The sequence below is a fragment of the Glaesserella sp. genome (assembly GCF_041814905.1).
Taxonomy (GTDB): Bacteria; Pseudomonadota; Gammaproteobacteria; order Enterobacterales; family Pasteurellaceae; genus Glaesserella.
Genome location: NZ_JBGXYA010000033.1, coordinates 13,317 through 30,999, shown reverse-complemented (window position 1 = coordinate 30,999; position 17,683 = coordinate 13,317). Strand labels below are relative to the sequence as shown.

Sequence of the window (17,683 nt, the reverse complement as noted above, 5' to 3'; positions counted from 1 at the left end):
CCCGATGCCAAAAATGACGCCGGCAGAATGTTGAAAAAAGGCAATTCGTGTCGGAGTTAAAAAAATATTCCCGTCTTTAGCAAAGAGGGGTTAGGGGAGATTTGGCAGAAGACAATCACGAAGTGAGAGAATGAATAGTCGTAATCTTTTTATTGAACAACTAATTTTTAAGTATTCACATTGATCAAATCTCCCCCAGCCCCTCTTTGCTAAAGAGGGGAGCTTGTTTCGTGGCAATGATTTATTAAAAAACAAAAGGAAACCCTATGAAACTCAAACTTACTTTACTTGCAACTTCTTTGGCTTTTTTGACCGCTTGTAATGACAAGTCGGTGAAAGAAATCGGCATTGATGAACTGGTAAAAAATCTAGACAACCCTGAATTTGTGGTGGTTGATGGTCGCCAAGACAGCCTTTATAACGGCTTTAAAGACGGCGATGCTCAACGTGGCGGACATATCAAAGGTGCGGTGCAATTCCGTTGCGACTGGTTGCCACAAATTGCTGATGACAAATTTGAAACCTTTGCTAAAAACAAAGGGATCAGCAAAGAGAAAACCGTAGTGTTTTACGATACCAATGCGGAGCAACTTAGCTGTTTAAGCAAAAAATTTGCCGACAAAGGTTATAAAGTGCGTGAATTTAAAGCATTCAAAGAGTACGCCAACAGCGATAAGCCACTTGAAGCCTTCCCGAATTTCCAATACAGCGTATCGCCTGAATGGGTCAATGCGGTGATCAAAGGTGAAAAACCTGAAACCTACGCTAACAACGATTTTATGGTATTCCACGTTGGTTGGGGGCCTGTTGAAAAAGCGGAAAGCTACAAACAGCATATACCAGGGGCGTTCCACTTCAACACAGACTGGGTAGAGAACGATCCCGTATGGAACTTATCTGATCCGAAAGTGATTGAGCAAAACTTACTCAATGCAGGGATTAACAAAGACAAAACCATTATTCTTTATTCCGATAACCAACTCGCCGCTTACCGCATTTTCTGGGCGTTAAAATGGGCTGGCGTGGAAGATGTGCGAGTATTAAACGGCAATTTTGCTACTTGGACAAAAGCAGGCTTCCCAGCAGAAACGACCGTTAATACCCCAACTCCGGTCAGCGAGTTTGGTGCAGTTATTCCGGTTAATCCACAGATCAACATCTCAATGCCGGCAGATGCGATGGCTCGTCAGCAACAAGGCTTGAAATTAATCAGTAACCGAGCGTGGGACGAATATACAGGTAAAATCAGCGGTTACGACTACATTCCGGGTAAAGGTGAGCCACAAGGGGCAATTTGGGGCTTTGCAGGCACAGACTCGTCCAATATGGCAGATTATTACGACCTTGACGGCACACTGCGTAACCCGAATGAAATCTTCGCACTCTGGAAAGGGCAAAACATCAATCAAGGCGATCAGCTTGCGTTCTACTGTGGCACAGGCTGGCGAGCGGGAGTATCCTGGTTTATGACTCAATTAGCAGGCTGGAAAGATACCTACGTTTATGACGGCGGTTGGAATGCGTGGCAGATGGATTCAACGTTCCCTGTACAGAAAGGCGCACCGAATAATATGGTGAAGCCGGATAGTAAGAACTAGTAATAGAATGGAAAAAGCCTTTTTGTGATAACAAAAAGGCTTTTTCATATTAATTATTTAAATACGGATTATTTTTCATGTATGGATTTTTGTCATCTCAAATTAATTCATTATATAAAACTTAAATTCTCTTGTTTTTGTGATCTTGCTCACATTTTAGACAAAAGCATTTTGCTTTTGATGAAAGAAAGCTCTATATTCCGCTTCACACAAGGGTGTTACGTTCATTCGGCAAGCCTAAACCAAACAGTATGTCGCATATTGTTTGGTTTAGGCTTTTTTATTTTCATTAACATGAGGATTCGATTATGGCAAAAGATTTCAGCAAACTCGCCTCGGACATCGTGCAACTTGTCGGTGGAGAACGCAATATCCATTCGTTAGTTCACTGCGCTACTCGTTTGCGTTTTATTTTAAAGGAAAGGGCAAAAGCGGATAAAAGCCGTTTGGAACAAACGGCAGGGGTAATCAGTATTGTGGAAAGCGGCGGACAGTTTCAAGTCGTTATCGGTAACAACGTGCCGAAAGTGTATGCTGAAATCATGAAAATTGCCGATATTCAAGCCGGCGATCCTTCTAATCTGCCTAAGCCGAGCTTAATTAATCGTGCCATTGATTTTCTTGCCGGATCCTTTACGCCGTTAATCGGAGTGATGGCCGGTGCCGGTATTCTAAAAGGGTTGATTGCCATCTTACAGGTTGCCGGTTGGTTGGATGCGACATCGGGTACCTACACTGTACTGGATGCTACCGCCAGTTCCACCTTCTATTTTTTACCGGTGTTGCTTGCGATAACGTGTGCCAATAAAGTGAAAGCCAGTCCTTATATTGCGGTGGCGGCAGCGGCGGCATTGTTGTATCCGAGTATTATTGACGCCAGTACAAAAGGAACGCTGAATTTCCTTGGGTTTGACATCGCGATGATGACTTATACCTACAGCGTTATTCCGATTCTGTTAGCGGTTTCCGCACAAGCTTATATCCAACGGTTTTTTGAACATATTTGGCATGAATCCGTACGTAATTTCTTTGCGCCGGCTTGTACTTTATTCGTTGTTGTTCCTTTAACGCTGGCTGTGATCGGTCCTATCGGTTCCGCTATCGGTAATGGTATTGCCAGTGTATTGGCGTGGTTATATGAAGCCAGCCCGATTGCGACCGGTGTAGTCGTCGGAGCGTTATGGCAGGTGCTGGTGATCTTCGGAATTCACTGGAGCATCGTGCCGATTATGATTAACAATATGGCAGTTGTCGGTTTTGACCTAATCGGTCCGTTGACTGCGGCTGCGGTATTAGGTCAGGCGGGCGCGACATTTGCCGTATTCTTAAAATCACGTAATAAAGACATAAAATCTCTTGCGGGTTCAACCACTTTCAGTGGTGTTCTCGGTATCACCGAACCTTTAATTTACGGTATTACGCTACGCTTTAAAAAACCGTTTGTTTGCGGCGTGTTAGGCGGTGCGGTCGGTGGTGCAATTATCGGTTTCGGAGGCACGAAAATGTTTGCCTTCGGTTTTAGCGGCTTATTGCTCTACCCTGTGATTATCGGTCCGGAAAGCAATATCTTAATGTATACCCTTGGTATGCTTGTTGCCTTTATTGTTGCCGGACTCCTTACTTTTATCTGGGGTTATAGTGACAACATGTTGCCTCAACCGAATAATATCTCCCAAGAACAACCCACAACGCAAACCTCTCCGGTATCCACTATTCCGTTAGCCAAATTTGGTTTAGTCAGCCCGTTAGAAGGTGAAATCCACAAATTAAGCACGATTGCAGACCCAATGTTCTCGTCGGAAGCTCTCGGTAAAGGTATTGCGATTTTACCGACCAAAGGTGAATTGCGTTCACCGATTAGCGGCACAGTCAGCTCAATCTTCCCGACAAAACACGCCGTCAATATGGTATCGGACGATGGATTGGAAGTGTTGGTTCACGTTGGAATGGATACCGTTCAGCTCAACGGTCAATATTTTGAATCTTTTATCAAAGATGGCGATCGTATCGAAGTCGGGCAACTTTTAACAACATTTGATATTGAGAAAATCACTCAAGCAGGTTATTCGGTGATGACCCCCGTGATTATCGCAAATACTGATGACTATCTTGATGTGATTGCAACGTCCGAAGTTCACATTTATATCGGTGAGCCGTTAATAAAAGTGGTTGCCAACAAAGCCTGATCAATTTTGCAAATTTTTATGCGAAACAGACCGCTTGTATCCTCCTCCAGATAAGTCGGGAGCGAGATACAAGCGGTCAGTTTCAGTGATTATTTTGCAAATGGCGCTTTAATGCCAACTAAAGAAATCCGAGCTATAGCACCGTTTGTACCGAAATTGCTTTAGACGCATCCCAGAAGTCAACCGGTGCATTCACGACCGGCGCAATAATACCGACACGAAGCACATAGTCACCGAACGGTTCATTTTCATTGCGCTCTTTCGCCCAACGTCCAACAAGCAAATCCAGCTCATTGATGATCTCCGGTAAGGTGATGTTTTCACGATACAGACGCGGAATTCTCACCCCTTCACGATCACCGCCGATATGTAAGTTATAGCGTCCGATCGCCTTTCCGACCAAACCGACTTCCGCCAACATCGCACGTCCGCAACCGTTCGGACAACCGGTAATTCGGGTGATAATATAATCATCGGACAGATTATGTTTTGCCAGCACTTTATCGACTTCGGTAATAAAATCAGGCAATGCGCGCTCCGCTTCCGCCATCGCCAGCGGGCACGTCGGGAAGGAAACACAAGACATTGAATATTCACGCTGTTTGGTTACATCCGCACGAATTAATCCGTATTTACGTGCGATAGCTTCAATCTGCGCTTTATCCTGTTCCTCGACATTCGCGATAATGATATTTTGGTTAGCCGTAATACGGAAATCACCTTTATGAACCTTCGCCAATTCAAGCATTCCTGTCATAAGCGGTTTACCCGGTTGGTCGGTAATGCGTCCGCTTTCGATAAAGCAAGTTAAATGCCATTTATTATCAATGCCTAACACCCAACCAATTCGATCGCCGCGTTCGGTGAATTTAAACGGACGGGTTGGTTCAAATTTTACGCCCATGCGTTTTTCCACTTCTTCGCGGAAGCCGTCTAGCGTCATATTTTGAATAGTATAACGGGTACGCGCATTTTTTCGGTCGTTGCGATTACCGAAATCGCGTTGAGTCGTCACAACCGCTTCTGCCGCCGCCAGCGTTTTATCCAGCGGAACATATCCCAATTCGAGCGAAATATTCGGGTAAGTTTTTATATTACCATGCTCAAAAGATAATCCGCCGCCGACTAATACGTTAAAACCGCATAATTGCCCGTTTTCATCCTGAATTGCGATAAAATTCATGTCATTACCGTACACATCCACATCATTGAGCGGCGGAATCGCGACAGCCGTTTTAAACTTCCGCGGTAAGAAGGTTTTTCCTAAAATCGGCTCCTCTTCCTGTTTGAACAGGTCATCGGAACTTTCTACTTTTTTACCGTCGATCCATACATCTAAATAGCCACGCGAACGTGGTAAAAGATGTTCGGAGATTTTCTTGGCAAATTCGTACGCCTGTTGGTGCAACTCCGACTCAATCGGATTGGACGTACACAACACATTGCGGTTCATGTCCGCCGCGGTCGCAATTGAATCCAAACCGATGCTGTGTAACAAGCGGTGCATCGGCTGTAATTTTCCTTTCGGCACACCGTGGTATTGGAAAGTTTGGCGATTAGTCAAGCGAATCGATTGATAATAGGTATGTTCACGAGCAAATTTATCAATCTCAATCCATTGATACGGCTGGATAATTCCGCCCGGCAGACGGCAACGTAACAGCATAAATTTCAACGGTTCGAGCTTCTCTTCCAAACGCTCGGCACGAATATCGCGGTCATCTTGTTCATACATTCCGTGGAAGCGGATCAACTGAAAATTATCCCCTTTAAAACCGCCGGTTAACGGATCCTGTAAATCATCCAAAATCGTTCCGCGCAGGAAATTACTTTCGCTCTTCAACCGTTCATTATCGGAAAGCGGTTTACTCTGCCACTCCAATTTTTTTTCATCTTTTTTGTCATTACTCATATTTCACTCCTACCACCAACAACTGACATCAGTCGCTCTCTATTTTCTTTGCATCCGCAAAGAAAGTGACAATAATTAATACACATCCCGCTGATAACGACGATTTTCTCTCAACTCATCAAGATACTCTTCCGCTTCATCACGGGTTAACTTTCCTTGTTGCTCAATCACATCCAGCAATGCGTTCTCAACGTCTTTTGCCATCCGCCCCGCATCACCGCACACATAAAGGTATGCGCCGTCCTGAAGCCATTGCCATAATGTTTCCGCCTGTTGGCGAATTTTATGCTGAACATACACTTTTTCTTCCTGATCACGTGACCAAGCGAAGTCGTACTTATGCAAAAAACCATCCTTGGCAAATTGCTGCCACTCCGTTTGATACAGAAAATCCTGAGTAAAGCGTTGATTGCCGAAAATCAGCCAGTTTTTACCCGGCGCATCTTCCGCTGCTCTTTGTTGAACAAAAGCACGGAACGGGGCAATCCCGGTACCGGAACCGATCATCACAATCGGCTTGCCGTTATCCGACGGCAAGCGGAAGCTATCGTTACGTTCAACAAACACCCGCACCGTGCCGTCTTCTTCCACGCGATCAGCCAAAAAACCGGACGCCGCACCGGTCCGGGCTTTGCCGTTATGTTCAAAACGCACGACACCCACACTTAAATGCACCTCTTCACCGACTTCATCCGCCGCGGAGGAAATCGAATAAAGCCGTGGTGTTAGCGGGCGTAATAATCCAGCGAAGGTTTTGGCATCCAGTTGACTCGGATAAGCGTTCAGCACATCAACAAGCGGTGTGTTTTGTACAAAATTTTGCAAATTCTGCGTATCCTGCACCAATGTATTTAACGCTTCATGATGGGTGGCTTGAGCATAACCTTTCACAAAAACCGGGGTGTTTTGGGTCAATTCGAAATGGGAAACTAACGCCTGTTTAAGCGTTAAGGTTTGACCGTTTAGCTCGATGTTTTCGTCACCGCTTAAACCAACCGCTTGCAAAATTTCTTCAACCAAAGCCGGATCATTTTCAAACCACACGCCTAAAGCGTCACCGACTTGATATTGCAAACCGGAGCCGCTTAAATCCAATTCGATATGGCGGACATCTTTTTCCGCTTGGCGGGCGGTAATTTTCTGATTGGTCAGAAGCGTTGCGGAGAAAGGATTTTGTTTATTGTATGAGGAAACGGCTGAAGCCGTTTCCGTACTGCGCTTTTGTGTCGCCGTCACACCCACCGCCGTTGCTGCTTTGGCTTTCAAGCGCTCAACAATTTGTGTACTCCATTGTTCGGCTGTACTCTCAAAATCTAGATCCGCGTCACCGCGTTCAAGCAGACGCTTGGCACCCAATTCGCCCAAACGTTTATCGAAATCTTTCCCCGCTTGGCAAAAATTCGGATAAGAAGTATCGCCCAAACCGAATACCGCAAATTCAAGGTTGTCCAGCTTCGGGGCTTTTTTGCCGTGTAACAGTTTAAACAGCACAACGCCTTCTTCCGGTGGCTCGCCCTCACCTTGCGTTGAGGTCACTAAAATTAAGGTTTGTTCATCACTAATGTTTTTGGCTTTGTAATCTTTTGCGGAAACCAATTTGGTTTGAATGCCTTCGGCGTTTAAACGTTCCGCCAAACGAGCCGCAACACCCTTGGCATTCCCCGTTTGTGAGATTGAAAGCACGGTTACCGAAAGCGGTTTAACCTCACTGTTACAAGCGGTCGTTTCTAACGGATTTTTTGCAAAACCGTTCTCCCCTTTTGCTTTTGCCCAACAATAACCGGAAAGCCACGCCAGCTGAAGGTTATCTAAATTTTCCAGCCATTGCGCCGTTTCGACCGAAAAGGGAAAATCCCTTGCCTTTTCACTACTCATCAAATATCCCCACATCAAATAAGAACTCAGACGGCGTAGTTATAAAGCGGAAGAGTTATTCTTAAAAATAATAAGGAAATATAGTTTAGAGCCTTTTGGAATATGAAAAACCAAAAATAGAAGCAGATCAACCTTTTTGCTATTTTGTTGATAAGGGTTCTTATCTAATACGGTTTTTTATGTGGTTGGGTTATATCACCGAAAAATTGATTATATGAGCCGCCACTTGTGTAATACGCTTTCTCATCGGATTTCCCAATTAAAATAAAAATTTACGGGAACCGCCGGGCAATAATTGCCTCTAAATTGCCATTAAGTACTCTGTTTAACGCAGTACAATAAGGAAATTTAATGAAAAAAAAATATATTGGCTTACTTTTCTCGTTTATCAGCGCATCATTGTTGGCAAACGATATTCATCATGTTGATGTTTACGGAATCCGATTAAATATGGATAAATCACAGGTCGTCACCGAGTTGAAGAAAGTGTGTGCGCCGAAACCGACAATTGATGGTGATAAAAAAGGGGAAAAATTGCTGTTTGCCGAAAAAACGGAAAACTATCCGTCACTGACAATCAATACCCTAAGCTGTTATCTACGGGACGATACGCGCCTGAATGTATTCCTCTTCAATAATTCCGTGCTGCGGGTGACTGCCGGTCAGCATATTCGTTTGCCGCAAGGTAACAGCGATGATGAAATATTGAAAGCGGTTGCCGCCTATTATCGTCCGTTAATGGCAGCCTACGGTAATACTGATTTGGAAAGCGGAGGGGCGTTTTTATTTGAAGAGAGCCGAGACGAAAAAGAGAGAAAGCCGTGGTTTGATTTCAACCGCTGCTGGGGCAGCTGCGTGGAATATAAAAATACCTTTCGTATAACCGGTGTAGCTCATTATGCTTCGGTGTTTATTCGTCGTACCGAACCTAAAATGGATACGGTACGGGTATTAGTCGATACCAATGCGTTAAAATCACTGGAAAATCACTTTTCGGATTAATGACAAGCGGTCTGTTTTAGCCAAAATTTTGCAAATTTCTCGCTCAAACAGACCGCTTGTTTGTATCTCACCCTTATTCGGCGGATAAAATCATTCCCGCCGCAACGGTGTGATACGTCGCTTCATCAATCAAAATAAACGATCCCGTGGCGATATTGTGTTGATACGTCGTGGCGGTAATCGGTTTCTGTAAGCTGAGTTCTACTTCTCCGATATCATTGAGTTTCAACGTATCCGCTTCGGTGAATTTCGTTAATGTTTGTACGTCCAGCAGATGATCGATACGGCTGACTTTGGCGAACACCGTTTGCGTGGTCTGTTTGAGTAAGTATTTACGCGCCGGGTTGAGCGGGCGCTGATCAAACCAACAGACGGTGGCGCGAAGTCGTTTGGTCGGCGAAACGGCAGCGTCGGCGGCGACAAAGGTATCACCGCGCGAGACATCGATATCATCCGTCAAACGGAGGGTTACTTGTTCGCCGGCAGCGGCTTGCGACACGATACCTTTCGGCGTAATGATTTCACGAATGTGAGAAATCAGTCCCGCAGGTTCAATCCGAATTTTGTCTCCGACAGAGATGCTGCCGGCCTCAATGCGTCCTTGATAGCCGCGAAAATCGTCTTGTTTATCGCTGTCTAAACGGATAACCAGTTGTACCGGGAAGTGGAAATCTTCTGCACGCTCCGAAACATATTCGTTACTCGGCAGATTTTCCAATACGGTTAACAGCGGTTCGCCTTGATACCACGGCGTGCGTTCGCTGTGATGCACGATGTTGTCGCCTTGCAGTGCGGAAACCGGGATGAAATGCACGTCTTTCAAACCGAGTTGTTCCGCTAATCGGCGGTAAGCCTGCGTAATGCGATCGAATTTACTTTGATCAAAATCGAGTAAATCCATTTTATTGACGGCAACCAACACATGCGGGCAATTTAGGTGCTTTAAAATCGCCGAATGGCGTTTGGTTTGCGGTAACAATTCCAACGACGCTTGGTCGAAATCCAGCTGGGAGGCATCAATTAACACCACGGCGGCGTGGGCGGTGGACGCGCCCGTTACCATGTTGCGGGTATATTGCTCGTGTCCCGGGGTGTCGGCGATGATAAATTTACGTTTTGCCGTGGAAAAATAACGGTAAGCGACGTCGATGGTAATGCCTTGCTCCCGCTCAGCTTCCAAGCCGTCGGTTAAAATGGAAAAATCGATCACTTCCCCTTGGTTTTTGGATTTGTTGAGGCTTAACAGTTGATCGCTTAGTAGAGCTTTGCTGTCGTACAGCAAACGTCCGATAAGCGTGCTTTTACCGTCGTCTACACTCCCGGCGGTGATAAAACGCAGCGGTGCATATTGATTTAACTTACTCATGATGTTGTCCTGTCAAAATTAAAAATAGCCCTGTTTTTTACGTTGCTCCATGGCGGCTTCACTGACTTGATCGTCCATTCGCGTCGCACTGCGTTCGGAAATTTCGGTCACAGCGGTTTCTTTGATGATATCGAACGGATCTTTCGCCCGACTGGCGACAGGGCAAGTGCAGCTGATGTCACCGACGGTGCGGAAGCGAACCGAGAGGATTTCACTTTGTTCGTTCGGTGTTTTCGGTGTGATCGGTGTGACCGGCACCAACAAACCGTTGCGGCGGACAACTTCGCGTTCATGGGCGTAATAAATCGGCGGAAGTTCAAGTTTTTCACGGGCGATATATTGCCAAATATCCAGTTCGGTCCAGTTGGAAATCGGGAATACCCGCATGTTTTCGCCTTTATGTAATTTGGCGTTGTAAAGCGACCATAATTCAGGGCGTTGCGCTTTCGGATCCCATTGCCCGAATTCGTCACGGAATGAAAAAATCCGCTCTTTGGCGCGGGCTTTTTCTTCATCGCGACGGGCACCGCCCATCAGTGCGTTAAACCCGTTTTCTGCAATGGTTTCGAGCAAAGTGACCGCTTGTGCGGCATTACGGGAATCGGTCTCTTTGCGTAATACGACTGTGCCTTTCGCAATGGAATCTTCCACATGCCCGACAACCAATTTAGCGTTTAATTTTTTAACCTGTTCGTCACGAAAGGTGATGACTTCCGGGTAGTTATGGCCGGTGTCGATATGGACGAGCGGAAACGGCAGCACGAAATCACGTCCTTCCAATTGGAACGCTTTGCGTGCCAAGGCGAGTAATACGACGGAATCTTTCCCGCCGGAAAACAGTAACGCCGGGTTGCTGCATTCGGCAACGACTTCGCGAATAATATGAATGGATTCGGCTTCTAACCAGTCTAAATGACCGTCTTGAATGTGATGTTGTGTTGTCATATGTTCTTCCTATTTATGTAATCCGCACTCTTTGCTGTCTTTATTTTCCCACCACCAACGCCCGGCACGAATATCTTCGCCGGCACGGACCGGCTTGGTACATGGCTCGCAACCGATACTCGGGAAACCTTGGTGATATAAATCGTTATACGGAATGTGATGATGCAAGATATAAGCCCACACGTCTTGCTCCGACCAATCGAAAATCGGGTTGTATTTATCGATGTGGCGTGCATTGTCTTGTTCGTGAAACGCCAGCTCGGTGCGGGTAACGGATTGTTCGCGGCGCTGCCCGGTTAACCATGCGTCGGCATCGGCGAGCGCACGGTTGAGCGGTTCGATTTTACGGATAAAGCAGCATTCCCGACGCAATTCGACGCTGTCGTAAAAGGCAAATTTACCGTGCTCGGTTTCATATTTTTTAGCGGCAGCGGCATTGGGATAAAACAGTTGCAGTTGCAGTGTCGGATAGGTACGCTGAATCGTTTCGATTAATGCCAGCGTTTCCGGGTTTAATTTGCCGGTTTCAAGGGTAAAAACCGTTATGTTCGCCCCGCTTTTGACGATAGCGTCGGTGATGACCAAATCTTCTACGGCTAAACTGCTGGCAAATTTTGCATTATGGTGTTGGTCGGCAATCTGTCGAATCCGTGAAATCAATGTACGTTGTTTATCGGCAAGGTTTGCCGCAACGCGCTGATCCGGTTGCGGAATCGTCCATAATTGCGGTCGTAAAAAACTCATTGTGTTTGTCCTGCATGGTGATTCGTAATGCTAGTTATAAATCGTAATTTTTATTCTTAAAAATAATAAGAGAATATGGTTTAGAGTTTTTTAGAATATAAATAGCAAAAGAATAAGTGAAATCAACATTATGCTGTTCCAAATAAGAACGGCTTTTATTTGGCTGCATTTTTTTATACCTTTCCGGTATATCATGAACTTTTTAATTCTTTTGCGAAAACCCGATAAAAAAGGCTTTTGCAAAATAATTTGCAAAAGCCACCGCTTGTATAACGTTTTTTTAAGACGCTAAGGGTAATTTTTCGATCGGCGCAAGGTAGGGTTGCGGCGGTGTCCAAAGGGTTTCTTGGGTTGAGATAAATTGCCCGGCCTGTTGGCCGAACCAAGCCAATTCGGATTGCAATTTAACGACTTCACCAATAACGATTAACGCCGGTGTCTCGGCTTGTTCGGCTAATCGGGCTAATTCCCATAGTTCTCCCGTTTGCACCTGCTGATTCGCCAGTGTACCGTGGCTGATGATGGCCACCGGGGTGTCCGCAGCTCTCCCGTGTTGTTGAAGCCGTTCGCTTAATTCTTTCGCGTTAATCGTCCCCATATACACCACTAAGGTTTGATTACCCTGCGCAAGGGTTTCCCATTTTAAAGCGGTACCGTTCGGTTTAAGATGCCCCGTAATAAACATGGCGGTTTGAGCATGATCTCGATGGGTCAGCGGAATACCGGCATAGGCGGTGGCGCCGAGTGCCGCGGTAATACCCGGTACAACGGTAAACGGAATGCCGGCGGATTTCAGGGTTTCCAGTTCTTCGCCGCCACGTCCGAAAACAAAGGGATCACCGCCTTTTAAGCGTACTACCCGTTTCCCCTGTTTGGCGTATTTGACTAACAGTTGGTTGGTCTCTTCCTGTGCCACACTGTGTTTACCCGCCCGTTTGCCGACGAATACTTTATCTGCATCGCGTCGTACCAGTTCCAATACAGCTTCGGAGACCAACGCATCGTATAACACGACATCCGCTTGTTGGATCGTTTGCAATCCTTTCAAGGTTAATAAACCGGCATCACCGGGACCTGCACCGACTAACGACACCTCGCCGATGAGCGGGTTTTCTGCTTCTAATTCACGTTGGAGCAAGGCTTCCGCCTGTTCGATTTGATGGTTTTCGGTGAGACGCTGAAATGCTTGGTTGGTAAACAGCTTTTCCCAAAAACGGCGACGTTGGGTCAGATGAGCAAATTGATTTTTTACCGCATTCCGCCAACGGGCTGAAATTTCAGACATCACCCCGACATTTTGCGGAATCAGGGTTTCCAATTTTTCCCGTAATAGTCGGATTAATACCGGTGAAGCGCCGCCGCTTGAAATCGCAATTTGAACCGGCGAGCGATCCACTATCGACGGAAAGATATAACTGCATAAAGGCTGTTCATCTACCACATTGACCAAACGTTGTTGTGATTCTGCGACATGGAAAACCCGCTGATTCAGGACATTGTCGTCGGTAGCGGCAATAATTAAATACGCTTGGTTGACTTGTTCATCCTGAAACGTTGTGGCATACCATTCGATTTTTCCTTGATCCGCTAATTTTTGGAGTGAGCGGTGGAGCTTTTCCGCGACGACTTTGACGATGGCTTGGGCTTTCAATAACGCATCAATTTTACGTGCGGCAACGTGTCCGCCCCCGACGACCAACACCGGTCGCTGTTTTAAATCCACAAAAATAGGTAAATAATTCATTCCATACTCCCAAATAACGGACTGGCCGATAATATTGAAATCGCCGTCGTGTAAAACAGTATTGCGGTAATCTCACTGTTGCCGGTGTTATACGGCAAAACGTTTATTCTTAAAAAGAATAAGAAAATATAATGTAGAGAATTTAGGAATAATAAACGCGCTCGGTGAGTGTCGTTTAAATCATAAATTCGATTAATTCGTCACGTAAAAAGACATTCACTAAAGCGGGAATCAATGAAACGGGTTCGCCGAGCTTAAAATCTTCTTGTTCGAATTGTGTGTGGTTAACGGAGACTTCAATCGGTTTTTCATTATGTTTCACCGCAACTTCAACAAAAATTGTCGGACCTGCCGTATGGATCCGAATAATTTCTCCGCGAATGGAGTTATCAATCGCTTTTTTCGTCAAGGTAATTTCATGCGGGCGTACATAGGCGATGGCGGATTGCGAAATATAATGTTGATTTAATGTTTGCGAGAATTGACCGATTTTTAAAATATTTCGTTCTACAAAGCCGTGCAGTGCATTTACTTCGCCTAAAAAATGTGCCACAAACGCGGTTTTCGGTTGTTTATAGACTTGATCGGGCGTGCCGATTTGCTCTATTTGTCCTTTATTCATCACGATGATTTTATCGGCAACTTCCAATGCTTCATCTTGATCATGCGTTACAAACAGGCTGGTGACATTGATTTCATGATGAAAATCCCGCAACCAGCGACGAAGTTCTTTCCGTACCGTTGCATCCAATGCGCTGAACGGTTCATCAAGTAGCAGTACTTTCGGTTGAATGGCCAATGCCCGAGCCAAGGCGACACGTTGACGCTGTCCGCCGGAAAGCTGATCGGGGTAATAGCTTGAAAAACGGTTAAGCTGAACTAAATCCAATAATTCGCGTACTTTACGATCAATTTCCGCATCACTTAAACGCTGAGCTCTCGGTTTAACTTTTAAGCCGAATGCTACATTTTGTGCGACGGTCATATGTCGAAACAATGCGTAACTTTGAAAAACAAAGCCGATATCGCGATCTTTGGCGCTGAGTGCGCTGACATTGCAATTTTCAAAGAAGATCTGACCGCTTGTAGGCTGTTCCAATCCGGCAATAATACGCAAAAGCGTCGTTTTACCGCAACCGGACGGTCCGAGTAATGCCGCCAGTTCACCTTTGTTTACGGTAAAGTTGATGTCTTTTAAGGCGGTGAAGTGATCAAAGGTTTTTTGAATATGTTCAATGGTAATGCTCATGAATCCCCCTAGGCCAATTCGCGGCTCAATTTACTTTCCGTCCATTGACGGGCTAATAATAAAACGAGTGAAAGAAGTAATAATAAAATCGCCACGCTGAATGCCGCGACAATGTTGTATTCGTTGTACAAAATTTCGATATGTAACGGTAACGTGTTGGTGTAACCGCGGATGTGCCCCGAAATAACCGAAACGGCGCCGAATTCCCCTAACGCGCGGGCGGTACATAATACGACACCGTGTAATAATGCCCATTTGATATTCGGTAAAGTGACATGCCAAAAGATTTGCCAGCCGTTTGCGCCGAGTACCGTTGCCGCTTCTTCTTCACCGGTTCCCTGTGCCTCCATAATCGGAATAAGCTCGCGTGCGACAAACGGTACGGAAACAAATATCGTGGCAAGTATGATGCCGGGAACGGCGTAAACGATCTGGATATCCCATTCGGTCAAATACGGATATAACCAGCTTTGTGCACCGAACAGCAAGACATAAATCAAACCGGCGACAATCGGTGAGACGGAGAAAGGCAAATCAATTAAGGTAATCAGAAATTGCCGTCCTTTGAACTGATATTTAGTGACTAACCACGCCGCAGAGATACCGAATATGATGTTTAACGGCACCGCAATAGCGGCGGCAAGCAAGGTCAGCTTTAACGCAGAAATGGTATCCGGTTCAAGAATATTTTCCCAAAAAACGGGAAAGCCTTCACTCAATCCTTGTGAAACAACCACATACAACGGAAGTACCAATAAGACGGCAAAAATAATGAAAGAGAGGATAATTAAAGCATAATCCGTCACAGTGTATTTAGATGTAGTTACTGACATCTTTGCTCCTTAAGACGCAAAATCGGCTAATCGACGTTGAATCAGGTTAATTGCGAATAACAACGTGAACGAGATAAGTAACATTAAAATTCCCAAGGCGGCGGCACCGACATAATTATATTGATCCAGTTTTGACACAATCAGTAACGGTAAGATCTCGGTTTTAAACGGAATGTTACCGGCAATAAATACGACGGAACCGTATTCGCCGATGGCGCGGGCAAATGCCAGCGTAAAACCGGTAATCCAAGCGGGCAAAATGGCGGGTAAAATCACGTGAAAGAAAATCTGTAGTCGGTTTGCCCCCAAAATGCCGGCGGCTTCTTCCACGTCTTTCGGTAAATCTTGTAATACCGGTTGCAGTGTTCTGACGACAAACGGCAAGGTGACAAACAGTAATGCCAACGTAATGCCGATTGGGGTATAGGCGATTTTTATCGAAAACCACTGCCCGATAACACCGTTTTGCGCGTAAATTGCCGTTAAAGCGATCCCGGCGACGGCAGTCGGTAAGGCAAACGGCATATCGATAAAAGTATCGATAAATTTACGTCCGACAAAACGGTAACGCACCAATGTCCACGCTAAAATACCGCCCAACAGGGCATTTAATAGTGCGGCGGTAAAGGCTGTCCGTAAAGAGAGCCATAACGACAGTAGCAGTTGCTTACCGGTCAGTAATTCGACTAATTCCGCCCAAGTAATTTGAGTGGAAAATAAAAACAATCCGAATAACGGAATCAACACAATAATGCTTAAAAAACTCACGGTATAACCCAGCGTCAATCCGAACCCCGGGATAATGCGGGAGGAAACGATAGCCATAAATCACTCCTTATTTTGGCGTTCGAATCCGATTCGAACGCCCGCCGATTATTTATTCAGTTCGGCAAAAATTTTGTCGAAAATACCACCGTCGGCAAAATAGGTGTTTTGTGCGTTTTCCCAGCCGTTAAAATAGTGATCGACGGTCACCAGTTTTAATGTCGGAAATTGTTGACGATATTGTTCAAGAATGGTCGGATTGCTCGGACGATAAAAACTTTTGGCAATAATATGCTGCGCTTCGTCACTATAGAGATATTCCAAATATGCTGTTGCTTGTCGGCGGGTTCCTTTCTTATCCACGACTTTATCAACGATCGCTACGGGTGGTTCGGCAAGTATGGAGAGAGAGGGCGTCACAATTTCAAACTCACTACCGCCTTGTTCGTTTAATGCTAAATGCGCTTCGTTTTCCCAAGCAATCAATACATCCCCCAATCCTCGTTGGACAAAGCTGGTGGTCGCCCCTCGCGCACCGGTATCCAGTACGGGAGCATGTTTGTAAATGGTCGTGACGAATTCCAAGGCTTTATCGTCCGAACCGAATTTTTCTTTAGCAAACGCCCATGCCGCTAAAAAGTTCCAACGTGCACCGCCCGAGGTTTTCGGATTCGGTGTAATGACTTCTACGCCCTCACGGGTTAAATCGTCCCAATCGCGGATATTTTTCGGATTTCCTTTCCTTACTAAAAAAACAATCGTGGAAGTGTAAGGCGTACTGTTGTTGGCAAACTCTTTTTGCCAACCCGGTTCAATAAGCGTTTGGTTGCGATTTATCGCATCAATATCGCCCGCTAAAGCCAATGTCACGACATCGGCTTGCAAGCCGTCAATAACGGAACGCGCTTGCTTGCCGGAACCGCCGTGGGACGTTTTAATTCGAATGGTTTCACCTTGTGTGGCTTTCCAATGCTCGGCAAACGCTTGGTTATAGCTTTTATATAATTCTCTGGTCGGATCGTAAGAGACGTTTAATAATTCATTGGCATGGGAGAGCGATGTCATCATCACGGTTAACATGCCGGCAAATAGAGGAATGTGTTTAATGGCATTCAGGGTATGGCGAAGGTTGTTTTTCGATAGACTGTTTTTCATCTGGATCTCCTTGAGTGTCATCCGTGGCGCTCCGCAGGGAAGATCAGCCACTGTTTTTTTGCAAGTCGGCTGCATTAAAACATTCTCGATTTCGCGTGAGAAATAAGAAAACCGAATGTGATATATAAAATAAGAATGGGAAAGAGGGTTCTCGGCGGTGTTTCTTCGGATAATTTTTGCCAAAAACAACTTAAATTCACTTAGCGCGGTTAAATGAATATTTTTTGTGATCTCATTCACACTTTCACGGCATCGACTTTGAAATCATTTTTCATTCGGCGTATAGTCGGGCGTATTAATAACCCTTAG

13 protein-coding genes are annotated in these 17,683 nt (G+C 45.5%); 3 read left to right on the top strand and 10 right to left on the bottom strand.

Annotated elements, in window-relative coordinates; genetic code table 11:
• Positions 1-266 precede the first annotated feature (266 nt).
• Together ACEYJ7_RS04980 and ACEYJ7_RS04975 are read left to right on the top strand one after the other, a co-directional pair.
• Positions 267-1,598, top strand: coding sequence for a rhodanese-like domain-containing protein (locus tag ACEYJ7_RS04980; protein WP_373777973.1), 1,332 nt, complete (start codon positions 267-269; stop codon positions 1,596-1,598).
• 308 nt (positions 1,599-1,906) lie between these two features.
• A complete protein-coding gene (locus ACEYJ7_RS04975; RefSeq protein ID WP_373777972.1) occupies positions 1,907-3,784 on the top strand; it encodes a beta-glucoside-specific PTS transporter subunit IIABC in 1,878 nt (625 codons plus the stop codon).
• 133 nt (positions 3,785-3,917) lie between these two features.
• On the opposite strand, the gene cysI is transcribed toward ACEYJ7_RS04975, so the two are convergent.
• Both cysI and ACEYJ7_RS04965 read right to left on the bottom strand, forming a co-directional pair.
• Complete coding sequence (gene cysI / locus ACEYJ7_RS04970; RefSeq protein WP_373777970.1) at positions 3,918-5,696, bottom strand: assimilatory sulfite reductase (NADPH) hemoprotein subunit; 1,779 nt, start codon at positions 5,694-5,696, stop codon at positions 3,918-3,920.
• Between the two features lie 75 nt (positions 5,697-5,771).
• Positions 5,772-7,571: an assimilatory sulfite reductase (NADPH) flavoprotein subunit gene (locus ACEYJ7_RS04965; RefSeq protein WP_373777968.1), complete on the bottom strand. Its 1,800-nt coding sequence runs from the start codon at positions 7,569-7,571 to the stop codon at positions 5,772-5,774.
• Between the two features lie 351 nt (positions 7,572-7,922).
• Here ACEYJ7_RS04965 and ACEYJ7_RS04960 point away from each other — a divergent pair, with 351 nt between their 5' ends.
• Complete coding sequence (locus ACEYJ7_RS04960) at positions 7,923-8,573, top strand: hypothetical protein (RefSeq protein WP_373777967.1); 651 nt, start codon at positions 7,923-7,925, stop codon at positions 8,571-8,573.
• 73 nt (positions 8,574-8,646) lie between these two features.
• Here the strand turns inward: ACEYJ7_RS04960 and ACEYJ7_RS04955 are convergent, their stop codons facing one another.
• The 8 genes from ACEYJ7_RS04955 to ACEYJ7_RS04920 all read right to left on the bottom strand — a co-directional run bounded on the left by ACEYJ7_RS04955 (position 8,647) and on the right by ACEYJ7_RS04920 (position 17,299).
• Positions 8,647-9,939, bottom strand: coding sequence for a sulfate adenylyltransferase subunit 1 (locus ACEYJ7_RS04955; RefSeq protein ID WP_373777966.1), 1,293 nt, complete (start codon positions 9,937-9,939; stop codon positions 8,647-8,649).
• An 18-nt stretch (positions 9,940-9,957) separates the two neighbouring features.
• Positions 9,958-10,884 (bottom strand): sulfate adenylyltransferase subunit CysD, encoded by a 927-nt coding sequence (gene cysD / locus ACEYJ7_RS04950; protein WP_373777964.1) that lies wholly within the window; start codon positions 10,882-10,884, stop codon positions 9,958-9,960.
• Positions 10,885-10,893: 9 nt separating this feature from the next.
• Complete coding sequence (locus tag ACEYJ7_RS04945; protein WP_373777963.1) at positions 10,894-11,628, bottom strand: phosphoadenylyl-sulfate reductase; 735 nt, start codon at positions 11,626-11,628, stop codon at positions 10,894-10,896.
• A gap of 280 nt (positions 11,629-11,908) precedes the next feature.
• Positions 11,909-13,372 carry a siroheme synthase CysG gene (gene cysG / locus ACEYJ7_RS04940; RefSeq protein ID WP_373777962.1) on the bottom strand — a complete coding sequence of 488 codons (1,464 nt, stop codon included), beginning with the start codon at positions 13,370-13,372 and terminating at the stop codon, positions 11,909-11,911.
• Between the two features lie 175 nt (positions 13,373-13,547).
• On the bottom strand, positions 13,548-14,621 hold the full coding sequence (locus ACEYJ7_RS04935) for a sulfate/molybdate ABC transporter ATP-binding protein (RefSeq protein WP_373777961.1): 1,074 nt from the start codon (positions 14,619-14,621) through the stop codon (positions 13,548-13,550).
• Positions 14,622-14,629: 8 nt separating this feature from the next.
• Positions 14,630-15,454: a sulfate ABC transporter permease subunit CysW gene (gene cysW / locus ACEYJ7_RS04930; RefSeq protein ID WP_373766776.1), complete on the bottom strand. Its 825-nt coding sequence runs from the start codon at positions 15,452-15,454 to the stop codon at positions 14,630-14,632.
• Positions 15,455-15,463: 9 nt separating this feature from the next.
• Positions 15,464-16,273: a sulfate ABC transporter permease subunit CysT gene (gene cysT / locus ACEYJ7_RS04925; RefSeq protein WP_373766955.1), complete on the bottom strand. Its 810-nt coding sequence runs from the start codon at positions 16,271-16,273 to the stop codon at positions 15,464-15,466.
• 54 nt (positions 16,274-16,327) lie between these two features.
• Positions 16,328-17,299 (bottom strand): sulfate ABC transporter substrate-binding protein, encoded by a 972-nt coding sequence (locus ACEYJ7_RS04920; RefSeq protein WP_373777975.1) that lies wholly within the window; start codon positions 17,297-17,299, stop codon positions 16,328-16,330.
• Positions 17,300-17,683 lie beyond the last annotated feature (384 nt).